Origin of the sequence: Paenibacillus macerans, from assembly GCF_050565405.1 — a bacterium.
GTDB lineage: Bacteria > Bacillota > Bacilli > Paenibacillales > Paenibacillaceae > Fontibacillus > Fontibacillus macerans_B.
In genome coordinates this window covers 129,043-140,286 of sequence record NZ_JBNYYG010000008.1, presented here as the reverse complement: position 1 = coordinate 140,286, position 11,244 = coordinate 129,043, and the positions used below count along the sequence as shown (strand labels likewise).

At 53.3% G+C, this 11,244-nt stretch carries 13 protein-coding genes; 10 read left to right on the top strand and 3 right to left on the bottom strand.

What is annotated here, in order from left to right; genetic code table 11:
• Positions 1 to 135: 135 nt before the first annotated feature.
• The gene (locus tag ACQ4N8_RS08460) at positions 136 to 1,368 is read right to left on the bottom strand and encodes an aminopeptidase (protein WP_430703904.1); all 1,233 of its coding nucleotides are present in this window, start codon (positions 1,366 to 1,368) and stop codon (positions 136 to 138) included.
• 187 nt (positions 1,369 to 1,555) lie between these two features.
• On the opposite strand from ACQ4N8_RS08460, the gene ACQ4N8_RS08455 reads away from it, so the two are divergent.
• The 4 genes from ACQ4N8_RS08455 (at position 1,556) to ACQ4N8_RS08440 (ending at position 4,843) form a co-directional block, all read left to right on the top strand.
• The gene (locus tag ACQ4N8_RS08455) at positions 1,556 to 1,834 is read left to right on the top strand and encodes a hypothetical protein (RefSeq protein ID WP_430703903.1); all 279 of its coding nucleotides are present in this window, start codon (positions 1,556 to 1,558) and stop codon (positions 1,832 to 1,834) included.
• A gap of 73 nt (positions 1,835 to 1,907) precedes the next feature.
• A complete protein-coding gene (locus ACQ4N8_RS08450) occupies positions 1,908 to 2,993 on the top strand; it encodes an AI-2E family transporter (protein ID WP_430703902.1) in 1,086 nt (361 codons plus the stop codon).
• Positions 2,994 to 3,112: 119 nt separating this feature from the next.
• Positions 3,113 to 3,580 (top strand): hypothetical protein, encoded by a 468-nt coding sequence (locus tag ACQ4N8_RS08445; protein ID WP_430703901.1) that lies wholly within the window; start codon positions 3,113 to 3,115, stop codon positions 3,578 to 3,580.
• 126 nt (positions 3,581 to 3,706) lie between these two features.
• The gene (locus ACQ4N8_RS08440; protein WP_430703900.1) at positions 3,707 to 4,843 is read left to right on the top strand and encodes a zinc-dependent alcohol dehydrogenase; all 1,137 of its coding nucleotides are present in this window, start codon (positions 3,707 to 3,709) and stop codon (positions 4,841 to 4,843) included.
• Positions 4,844 to 4,914: 71 nt separating this feature from the next.
• On the opposite strand, the gene trxA is transcribed toward ACQ4N8_RS08440, so the two are convergent.
• Together trxA and ACQ4N8_RS08430 are read right to left on the bottom strand one after the other, a co-directional pair.
• Positions 4,915 to 5,253, bottom strand: a complete 339-nt coding sequence (trxA, locus tag ACQ4N8_RS08435) for a thioredoxin (protein ID WP_430703899.1) — start codon at positions 5,251 to 5,253, stop codon at positions 4,915 to 4,917.
• The gene (locus ACQ4N8_RS08430; RefSeq protein WP_430703898.1) at positions 5,234 to 5,623 is read right to left on the bottom strand and encodes a MerR family transcriptional regulator; all 390 of its coding nucleotides are present in this window, start codon (positions 5,621 to 5,623) and stop codon (positions 5,234 to 5,236) included. Before ACQ4N8_RS08430 ends, trxA begins: the two co-directional genes overlap by 20 nt.
• Positions 5,624 to 5,802: 179 nt before the next feature.
• Between ACQ4N8_RS08430 and ACQ4N8_RS08425 the strand changes: the two genes are divergently transcribed.
• The 6 genes from ACQ4N8_RS08425 (at position 5,803) to ACQ4N8_RS08400 (ending at position 11,224) form a co-directional block, all read left to right on the top strand.
• Positions 5,803 to 6,291: an isochorismatase family protein gene (locus ACQ4N8_RS08425; RefSeq protein WP_430703897.1), complete on the top strand. Its 489-nt coding sequence runs from the start codon at positions 5,803 to 5,805 to the stop codon at positions 6,289 to 6,291.
• 51 nt (positions 6,292 to 6,342) lie between these two features.
• On the top strand, positions 6,343 to 7,131 hold the full coding sequence (locus ACQ4N8_RS08420) for a TIGR00266 family protein (protein WP_430703896.1): 789 nt from the start codon (positions 6,343 to 6,345) through the stop codon (positions 7,129 to 7,131).
• A 99-nt stretch (positions 7,132 to 7,230) separates the two neighbouring features.
• The gene (locus tag ACQ4N8_RS08415; protein WP_430703895.1) at positions 7,231 to 7,665 is read left to right on the top strand and encodes an Rrf2 family transcriptional regulator; all 435 of its coding nucleotides are present in this window, start codon (positions 7,231 to 7,233) and stop codon (positions 7,663 to 7,665) included.
• Between the two features lie 243 nt (positions 7,666 to 7,908).
• Entirely contained in the window at positions 7,909 to 8,775 is an 867-nt protein-coding gene (locus ACQ4N8_RS08410) for a VOC family protein (protein ID WP_430703894.1), read from the top strand.
• 108 nt (positions 8,776 to 8,883) lie between these two features.
• Positions 8,884 to 9,444 (top strand): GNAT family N-acetyltransferase, encoded by a 561-nt coding sequence (locus ACQ4N8_RS08405; protein ID WP_430703893.1) that lies wholly within the window; start codon positions 8,884 to 8,886, stop codon positions 9,442 to 9,444.
• A 226-nt stretch (positions 9,445 to 9,670) separates the two neighbouring features.
• The gene (locus tag ACQ4N8_RS08400; RefSeq protein ID WP_430703892.1) at positions 9,671 to 11,224 is read left to right on the top strand and encodes a glycine betaine uptake BCCT transporter; all 1,554 of its coding nucleotides are present in this window, start codon (positions 9,671 to 9,673) and stop codon (positions 11,222 to 11,224) included.
• The last annotated feature ends 20 nt before the right edge of the window (positions 11,225 to 11,244 follow it).

Genomic DNA, 11,244 nt, shown 5'->3' with positions numbered 1-11,244 from the left:
TGTTCTTTTTTGGACATAAAAAATACTCCCCCTACAGTAACAGGTTTTATTATTTCACCTGTCTACCGTATGGGGAGCATATCAGTAGATTGTCATCTACGCAGGGGATAGCCCTTTTCCAGCTTAAGGGATCGATCAGAACGCCCAGTTTCCTTTGGCGAAGATCGCTTCTTCCTTGCCATCCGCCGTAATGCCGTAAATATCCATCTCGCCGGAGCCGACCATAAAGTCCTCATGCGCCAAGCTGGAATTCAGTCCGTGTTCGGCCAGTTCCTCTTGGGACATCGATTTGCCGCCCTCGAGATTAAAGGCGTACCCGTTGCCGATGGCCAAATGGTTCGAGGCGTTTTCGTCAAACAGCGTATTGTAGAACAAAATCCCGGATTGCGAGATCGGAGAGTTATGCGGTACGAGCGCCACTTCCCCCAGGTAATGCGAGCCTTCATCCAGCTCCACAAGCTGCTTCAGCACATCGGCACCCAGTTCGGCTTTATAGTCCACGATGCGTCCGTTCTCGAAGGTGAGCGAGAAACGGTCGATGATCGTGCCGCGGTAGCTAAGCGGCTTCGTGCTGGTAACCGTGCCGTTCACTCCGGTTTTGAGCGGTGCCGTAAATACTTCCTCCGTCGGAAGATTGGCCAAGAACGTGTTTCCCTGCGCGTTGATGCTTTCCGCGGCCACCCAGAGATGACCTTCCGGAAGCTCAATGGTCAAGTCGGTGCCGGGCGCCAGGTAATGCAATTTCTTGTAGCGTTTCGCGTTCAAATAATCGGATTTTTGCGTAAGGTTCTCGATATGCCGCTTCCAGGCTTCGATCGGATCCGGCTGATCCAGGCGCACCGTGCGGAAGATCGCCTTCCATAGCGCATCGACGCGCTGATCCTGCGGAAGATCGGGGAATACCTTATCCGCCCACACCTGGGAAGGGACCGCCACGATCGACCAGCTGAATTTGTCGGACATTTGCAGCTCGCGATATTTGCTCATCACTTTGCCGTAGGTTTTCTGATGGTTGGTCAAGCGTTCGGTGGAAACGCCTTTGAGCAAATCCGGATCGGAAGAGATAACGTGCAGGACGGCTGCGCCGTTCTCGACGTATTCGAGCATTTCCCCGGCGTACCATTTCGGCTCGTCCAGGAACGATTCCTCCGCAGCCAGATCGTACCGAAGACGGGTGACGATGTCGTCGCTCCAGTTGACCTTGACGAACCGGGCGCCGGCTTCATAGGCTTGCTTCACGATAAGGCGAACGAGCTCCGCGCAATCAATGGTGGCGTTAATGATCAGGTTCTGGCCTTGCTGGACGTTTACGCCTATTTTTACGGCCAGTTCTGCGTATTTTTCCAGCTTTGTTTGAAAATCGGACATTTACGGTCTCCTCCATACTTTGGAAATAATTTATTGTTCTATCATACACCAATCCGGAATGAAATTGTAATGCATGTTCTTCGTATTGATATTGACCCAAAACATGGTACGATATTGCAGGAAGGCTGTACAAGTTTTCAAATTATGGGACTCGCCCGAAATCTGGATTTACGATGGAGGAATCACGATGCAAATCACCGAATTGAACATTATCCATGCGGAAATGAACCCGCAGGAAGACGGTACTTTTATCGGCAAAACCGTCTTTGAAATCAGCTCGCACAAAGCAGGCTACGAAATTACGTTTTTCAGCAAAAAAGGCCGCGATTGGGATTACAGCCTGCATTATGCCGGCGAACCCGGGGTTGAGGAGCAGCTTCTTGAAGTGGATGCCCGGATCGAGGAAGACGATGCCTGGTTTGATGCGCTCCTGGATGCGGCTATGAACACGCTTCCGCAAGACTGATCGGCCGGCTTCGGCCGGTCGGACCAAGGAAAAGGCCGAATGCATGAAAAAGGAGGAAGGGAGGGGGAAACCATTGTTGCAACATCCTTTTTACCGGACGTCGCTGGGGATCATTTTGCTGCTGACGATCATTTATTTATTGGCGAAGGTCAGTTTCATCTTTAATCCGCTGGTCACGCTGGTGCAGATTCTGATCGTGCCGGTCGTCATCTCCGGGTTCCTTTATTACCTGCTGCGGCCGATCGTGCAATTTCTCGAGCAGAAGAAGCTGAACCGGGTGTTGTCCATTCTGCTCATTTATCTGCTGTTCGCCGGGGTGGTGACCATTTTTTTTATCGTCGTCTGGCCGCCGCTGGAGAAACAGATCGTCGAGTTCATGAATAATGTGCCCAAACTGGTGGACAGCATCCAGAAGCAGATGAACGATATCCGCAATAACCGGTATTTCTCCATGGTGACGAATGAAACGAGCCCCGAGCTGATGAACAAGGTGACGGAGTACCTGAACTCCGCGATGGAGGCGATCTCCGGTTACTTATCGCATTTCTTCACCTTCTTGAATGACTTCGTCATCGTGGTGGGGACCGTGCCGATCTTCCTGTATTACATGCTGAAGGAAGACGAGCGGGTCACGCCATCGCTGGTGCGGATGCTGCCGGGCCGTTATCGCAGGGATGGAGCGAACGTCATTCATGATATCGACAATATGCTGAAGGGGTTTATCGCCGGTCGGATGATCAGCGCCGTGCTGCTGGCGTTCATGAGCTTCATCGGGTTTTGGCTGATCGGATTGCCGTACCCGCTGCTGCTGGCCATCGTCGGGGCGCTGTTCAACTTCATTCCTTATTTCGGCTCGCTGCTGGGGGCGATTCCGTGCGTGATCGTGGCGTTTACCGTCTCGCCGTCCATGGTGTTCTGGGTCATCGTCATCGTAGTCATCGCCCAACAGATCGAAGGGAACCTGATCTCTCCGTACATCTACGGCAAGACGATCAACATTCATCCGCTCACGACGATCGTCCTGTTGCTGGTAGCCGGCGATTTTGCCGGGATCCTGGGGATGATATTGGCCATCCCGGTGTACATGATGCTGAAGATCATCGTAATTAAAGCGCATAAACTCCATTTCGCGGAGAAAATCGAGGAACTGATCGAGTGAAATTGCCAATTTAATTCCAATTCCCGGATATCGTGATTATTATCATATCTCCAGCCCCCGAAATTGCGCGATGATAAATCTAATAAATAGATATTCAATACGCTCGGGGGATGATAGATATGGCAGTCAATGCCAAAGGCGGGAAGTACTTTTACGCATGGAGCAAAATACTTCCTGACGGATCGTTTTACCTTCCGGATCAAGCCCTGCATGAGTACCATATTAGCCCGGACTCCAGGATCATACTGATGACGGGCCGGAATACGGTCAAAGGCTTCAGCGTCGTCTGCAAAGAATTGATTGCAAATTCGCCGCTCGCGTCGATTTTCGCCAGCATTCCCCAGCTTCAGCAATTCGCCATCCCCGAAGGTGAGACCATCACGTTTAAGGAACGTACTTTCTGTTGGGTGAATTTGAACAGCAAACGTTACTTTACGCTGCCGATTCAAACCTGGAAGCAATTTGGCCTGAAGCCGGGAGATCAACTGCTTAGCTTGCGAGCTACCCACTTAGCCTTCAATAACTTGTCGGAAGGGCCGTATATCGATCAAGCCAAGCAAATTCGCGACATTCATGTGTATGACTGAAACCAAAGATACCGCCAGCCTAGGGAGGACGATTCCCGGCTGGGCGGTATCTTTTTTTTATCGGGACTTCATAAATCGGGCGCCCGCTACGCAAAATGTAGCTATCGATGAAAGGGGGCGCTCGATTTGAAAGCCATTACCTATCAAGGGAAAAAAAGCGTCAGAGTCAAAGAGGTGCCGGACGCCAAGCTGCAAAAGAAAGACGATGTGCTCGTCCGCATCACGTCCACCGCGATTTGCGGATCGGATTTGCATATCTATAACGGCGAAATCCCGGGGATGTACGATGATTACGTGATCGGACACGAGCCGATGGGCATCGTCGAAGACGTCGGGCCGGACGTTACGCGCGTCAAGAAAGGGGATCGAGTCATCGTGCCGTTTACCGTGGCGTGCGGGGAATGCTTTTTCTGCCGGCATCAGATGGAAAGCCAATGCGACCATGCCAACGAGAATCGCGATACCGGCGGATATTTCGGCTATTCGTCCCGATATGGAGATTACGCCGGAGGACAAGCGGAGCTGCTGCGCGTGCCTTACGGGAATTTCGTGCCGTTCGTCGTGCCGAAGGAGGCGGAAATCGAAGACGAGAAGCTGCTGTTCCTATCCGACATCATCCCGACGGCCTACTGGAGCGTGGAGAATGGCGGGGTTCGACCGGGAGATACGGTGATCATCCTGGGCTGCGGTCCGGTAGGCCTGCTGACGCAAAAGTTCGCCTGGCAAAAAGGAGCCAAGCGCGTCATCGCCGTGGACCATCTCGATTACCGCCTGGAGCATGCCAAACGAACGAATAACTTGGAGGTTTTCAATTTTGAGAAGCACCCGGACCTCGCCGGGCACCTGAAGGAAATCACCCGCGGCGGGGCCGATGTGGTGATCGATTGCGTTGGCCTGGATGCCAAGAAATCGGTGGTGGAAAGGGTGGAGACCGCGCTTATGCTGCAGGGGGGATCGCTCGGAGCCTTCCAGCTCGCCGTCAAGACGGTGCGCAAGTTCGGCATCATCCAACTTACCGGCGTCTACGGGCTGACCTACAACCTATTTCCGCTCGGCGAACTGTTTGAACGCAACATCACGCTGAAGATGGGACAAGCGCCCGTCATTCACCTCATTCCCGAGCTGTATGGCCAAATCGAATCCGGGCGCTTCGATCCGACCGATATCATTACCCACCGGCTGCCGCTCAGCGAAGGGGAACACGGCTATAAAGTGTTCAGCGAAAAACAGGAAGACTGCATCAAGGTCGTACTCAAGCCGTAAAATGCAAGCAAGCGGCGTTCCGCTCTAAGCGTGCATGCCGCTTGCTTGCTTCTTAATGTAATAGGCTACCATCACGCCGGTTGCGATGGTGCCGGGTATTTCGCGATGAGTCGCGCATAGGCTTCCTTCGGCCGCAAGCCGACCAGTTTCTCTACCGGTTCGCCATGATGAAAGAAGATCACCGTCGGCATCGACATGACCCCGTATTGCGAAGCCAGGCCGGGCAACTCGTCGCAATTCACTTTCAGCACGTTGACCTTGCCGCCGAAATCCCCGTGCAGCTCTTCCAGGATCGGCGCCAGCACTTTGCAGGGTGGGCACCACGGCGCATCGAAATCGACCAGCGTCATGCCCGGGGCATGAACGGCCTCAGAAAAATCGGTTTCGCTATTAATGCGTTTCATCGTCATCATCATTCATCTCCATTTCGGGATTTTCCGTTAAAATGTATTGAATCCGTTCCTCCAGATTGGATTTGATCGCCTGGAGCAGCTCGATCTGTTCGTTGACCTCCTTCAGCTTGTTGCGGTACACCGGCATGACTTCGCGGCAAAACGCTTCCTTGCTGGTCATCACGCATTGCAGGAACCCGGCGATTTGCTGCGTGGTCAGACCCAAGCTCAAATAAAACTGAATCGTCTTGACCTGCTCAGCGGAGAAGCTGTGGTAATCGCGGTAGCCGTTCGCGAGCCGCTGCGAGGTAATCAGCCCCTGTTCTTCGTAATAACGAAGCGAGCGAATGCTGACGCCGGTCGCTTTGGACAATTCGCCGATTTTCATAATCCCTTGCTTCACCTGCCTTCTTGATCTCATTATAAACCCTGACACTAATGTGAGGGTCAACGGGAAATTTGCGCTTGCGGTTGAGCAAAATCTGATGCCTGGCAGCTAAAGCCCGTGTATAATGGAAAGCGTATGAGAATGCCCCCGGGCGGGGGAAGTCGACAAGGAGGTATTCTATGAAGCCGGCTTTATTGATCATTGATATGCAGCAAGCTTTTCTGACCGATCCGCGTATTCAAACCGAGGTGCCTGGCGTTTGCGAGTACATTAATGCCGTCGCCGATATGTTCCGTAAGGCGGGGCGTCCGGTCGTGGCCGTTCAAGACCTGGACGGGGGAGAAGGGACGCCGGGGTTCGAGGTGATTCCCGAGGTTAAGCTGGCCGAATCGGACCTGAAATTGACAAAGGCCTGGAACAATTCATTCTGGAAGACCGACCTGGAGCAACTGCTGCGGGAGCATGACACCGACTTCGTCGTGGTTTGCGGTTTCGCCGCCGAATACTGCGTAACGTTCACGTTCAACGGGGCGCTGGAAAGAGGTTTCGGCGCGGCTATTTTGCAGAAAGGCATTCTGGGCGAGCACGCCGACTCGGTGAGCATGGTATACCGGGATCGCAGCCTTATCAGTTATGCCGTGCTGCGGGCGTTGCTGCAGAACTCCTGACTCGCTTCACGGAATTACATACTTCAATTTTAATAAGCGGAGGTTGTTCGTATGAATGCTCACGAAATCGATTATCGCATCATCGGAAATGAAATGCAGTGCGTGGAAATTGAGCTGGACCCGGGGGAAAGCGTCGTGGCCGAAGCCGGCAGCTTCATGATGATGGACCCGGATATCCGGATGGAGACGATTTTTGGCGATGGCAGCAACCAAGGCGGCGGCGGGCTCATGGGTAAACTGATGGGGGCCGGCAAACGCCTGCTGACGGGCGAAGGTTTGTTTATGACCGTGTTCAGCAATGCCGGCTACAACCGGCAAGGCGTTACGTTCGCTTCTCCTTATCCCGGCAAAATCGTGCCGCTGGACCTGCAGATGCTCGGCGGCAAAATCATCTGCCAAAAAGATTCGTTCCTCTGCGCGGCCAAAGGCGTATCGGTCGGGATCGAGTTTCAGCGCAAGCTGGGTACCGGCTTCTTCGGCGGGGAAGGCTTCATCATGCAGAAGATCGAAGGCGACGGTCTGGCCTTCGTGCATTCCGGCGGCCTCGTGATCGAAAGAGATTTGGCTCCCGGCGAAGTGATGCGTCTTGACACCGGCTGTCTCGTAGCCATGACCGCTTCGGTCGATTACGATATCGAATTCGTGAAGGGCGTAAAAACCGCCTTGTTCGGCGGGGAAGGACTGTTCTTCGCCACGCTGCGTGGTCCAGGCAAGGTTTGGGTGCAATCGCTGCCGTTCAGCCGCTTGGCGGACCGAGTGCTGTCGGCTTCGCGTTATTCCGGCCGCAAGGACGAGGGCAGCATTTTGGGCGGTCTCGGCAATTTGCTGGACGGAAGATAATCCAATCAAAGGGACACTGCAGGAGAGAAATGCTATTGACATTCCGCTCCTTATGTAACTAATATTGTTACAAGACGATGGAAAGGGGGATATGCCGTTATGACGATCAGCTCCAGATTTTCCGTGGCCATTCACATTTTGTCCCTGCTTGAAATCAACAAGGACGGGGTCAGTACTTCGGAGTATATCTCCGGCAGCGTCAACACGAACCCGGTGGTCATCCGCCGGATCATGGGCATGCTGAACAAGGCGGGGTTGGTGGAGGTTCGGCCGGGCGTTGCCGGGACGAAGCTGTCGCGCCAACTCGGCGATATCACGCTGCTCGATATTTACCGCGCGGTGCACGTCGTGGAGGAAGACGGCCTGTTTGCGATGCATGACCGTCCCAATCCGGATTGCCCGGTCGGGCGCAATATTCAGGCGGCGATCGAGCCGATCTTCTCCGTGGCGCAAAAAGCGATGGAAAAGACGCTGGCGGCCGTAACGCTTCAAGATATCGTGGACGACATTTCGGCCAATTCGGAAGCCGTTTAAATAGGCGTTTTATGGACTTAACCGCTAGCTACGATATAAGCCCCTTATTGGGGCTTTTTTTGTTATGCGTCGTTTTTTAGATCAAGATCAAACCAGCTTGCGAGCCATTGACAATCCCCAAGCCTGTAACTATACTGATTACAATAGTCGATGTAACTAGAGTTGTTACATTTGAACGTTACCTTTGCGGGGCGTCTCGGACCTGGTTCGGCCGTTCCCTCATTAACAAGGAGGAATTTATCCATGACTCATCCATTGCCCATTCATCCCGCCGCGCAAATCGGCGCCGTACGGCTGAAGGTGCGCCATCTTGGGAAATCTCTCGCTTTCTATCGCGAGGTGATCGGCTTCCAAGTATTGCGGCAAAGCGGCCATACGGCCGAGCTGAGCGCCGACGGACAACGACCTTTGCTGTTTCTGGAAGCCAATGAGCAGTTTCGCGTCATGCCCGAAAGATCGGTATCGGGATTATACCATTTCGCGATTTTGCTGCCGGACCGGAATTCCCTGGGGCTCGCGCTGCGCAATTTGATCAAACATCAGATTCCGGTAGGCCAAGGCGATCATCTCGTCAGCGAAGCGTTATATTTGAATGACCCGGATCAGAACGGGATTGAAATCTACGCCGATCGCCCGCGTGAGACGTGGCAAAGAGACGCGCAGGGAGAATACGTCATGTCCACGGATCCGGTCGATGTGGAAAGCTTGCTGACCTTGTCGGCGAAAGCGGAATGGAGAGGACTTCCGGAAGGGACTCGGATCGGGCATGTGCATTTTCACGTCGGCGATTTGCGCAAGGCGGAGCAATTCTACTGCCGGATCCTCGGATTCGAAATCACCGCCCACTACGGCGGGGCGGCATTGTTCGTATCCGCGGGCGGTTACCATCATCACATCGGCTTGAATCTGTGGGCCGGCGCGGGAGCGCCACCGGCGCCGGAGGATGCGGTCGGCCTGCGCTATTTCACGACGACGCTGCCGGACGCGCCGGCGCTTGAAGCGGTGGAGAGCCGTCTGATCGAAGCGGCGGTGCCATATGAGCGGGAAGCCGGCGAAATTCGCCTAACCGACCCTTTCGGCATCGGCATCAAGCTGGCCATTCAAGGCTGATCGCGCCGTCATTCGTTAGGGCTGCGGCCCTGGATTGACTCTTCCTTTCAGCCGGGTCCTTCACCTATAATAGATTTACGTAAACTTTATAGGAAAGGACCGGTCGCGATGAAACTGTTCCCGCAGTTGGAAACGGAAAGATTTATCCTTAGAAAGCTAACCTCGGACGATGCCGAAGATCTGTTCCGCTACTTCTCGAACGACGAGGTGACCAAATATTACGATCTGGAGCGGCTTGTGGAGCTGAAGCAGGCCGAGGAGCTCATCCAGAATTGGAACAGCCGATATTTGGAGCGCCGGGGCTTCCGTTGGGCGATAACGGTCAAATCGGAAAGCGACCGGGTCATCGGCACCTGCGGTTTTCATAACTGGTCGCAGGGGCATTATAAGGCCGAAGTCGGCTATGAACTGAATCCGGATTATTGGCGGCAGGGCGTGATGACCGAGGTATTGCAAGAGATCATGCGGTTTGGCTTCGAAGATTTGGGGCTGAACCGGATAGAAGCGTATATCGACCCGGACAACATCCGTTCCCGTTATTTGCTGGAGAAGACGGGATTCCACGAAGAGGGGTATCTGAAAGAGTGCTTTTTCGAGAAAGATCAATTTGTGGATGCCGTCCTGTTTGCATTGTTGAAGAAACAATACGATAAAGGACTCCACCGTTAACCATGAAGAAGAGATTTGTTCCCGCGTAGCCTTGAGAGGCGAGGAGACAAATCTCTTTTTTACGTTCGACGATATCCTGGCAGCCGTCGGGCGGCTGGTGTAGTGTAGTTAATTGCGATCTTGGCGCCAAGCCCGGCCGCTGAATTTTTTTTTGCATAGATCGGCCTTTACATGCGAACCATTTCACTATGACTTGCTGAGTAATAGTGGAGCGGGGGGGTAATGCATGGTATTCTACATCTCTTTGGCGGTAATCCTGCTTTTTGTCCTATGGGGCGCGGTAGCTCCGGAACAAATGGCCGCATCCGCAGAACAAGCCCTGTCTTTTTCAACCGTAAATTTCGGGTGGTTCTATTTGATGGCGACGTTAGCCTTTCTTTGTTTCTCCTTCTATTTGGCTTTCAGCAAATACGGGCAAATCAAATTGGGGTCGGACGATGACGAGCCGGAATATTCCACGGTCTCCTGGTTTGCTATGCTATTCAGCGCCGGGATGGGGATCGGCCTGGTGTTTTGGGGCGTAGCGGAGCCGTTGTCGCATTATCTCGTTCCTCCGGAAGAGGCTAAAGGAGGTACTGCGTTAGCCGCGCGATTGGCAATGCGGTATTCGTTTTTCCATTGGGGGCTCCATCCCTGGGGGGTGTACACCGTCATCTCGCTGACCTTGGCTTATTTCCAATTCCGCAAAGGTTACAAGGGACTGATCAGCATGACGTTTATCCCGCTTTTGGGCAGGAAGCTCGTCGAGGGTTATCTCGGTAAAACCATCGATGTGTTGGCCGTTATTGCCACGGCTTTCGGCGTTGCCACCTCACTCGGGCTCGGGACTCTTCAAATCAGCGGAGGGTTGCATCATCTGTTCGGATGGGACAATAACATCACGGTTCAGGCGATGATCATTTGCGTCGTGACCGTCTTGTTTCTGATCTCCGCGACGACGGGACTGGATAAGGGAATACGAATTTTGAGCAACACCAACCTGGTCATGGCGGTAATTTTGATGCTGTTTGTGTTATTTGCGGGTCCAACCTCGTTTATTTTTGATACGCTGACCGTCACGCTGGGAGGATATCTGCAGAACCTCATCGTCATGAGTTTGCGGTTGACTCCGTTTACGCAGGGAACCTGGGTTGGATTATGGACTTTGTTCTACTGGGCTTGGTGGATCGCCTGGGCGCCGTTTGTCGGCACCTTCATTGCCCGTGTTTCGAAGGGACGGACGATCAAGGAATTCGTGCTGGGGGTGCTGCTCGTCCCGAGCGTTTTCGGATTTCTGTGGTTCTCTGTATTTGGCGGCACCGGCCTAAACCTGGAAATGTTCAATCATGTGGAGCTCGCCAAAGCCGTTCAGGAGGACGTAACGACGGCTTTATTTTTAACGTTGGAACAACTCCCTTTCGGTCTGCTGGTAACGGCCATTGCTACCATGCTCATCATCACCTTTTTCATTACTTCCGCCGACTCGGCAACGTTCGTTCTGGGGATGCTGTCGTCTCAAGGGAACCTGAATCCATCCAATAAAGTCAAAATCGTTTGGGGTATCCTGCAATCGCTGATGGCGTTGATCTTATTGATCAGCGGCGGCTTAAACGGCTTGCAGACCGCTTCGATCGTTGCCGCGTTGCCATTTGCCGTAATTATGCTCGGCATGTGCGTCTCGCTGCTTAAAGCGTTGAAGGAAGAAGAGGCGGTACGCAAACAAAAAGAACGGCAAACGAGAAAAATCATTGAAAAATTACTAGATCGGGAAAAAACCGACCCCTCCGGCGCCAACGGATGAAGCCGATTTCCGTCAAACCT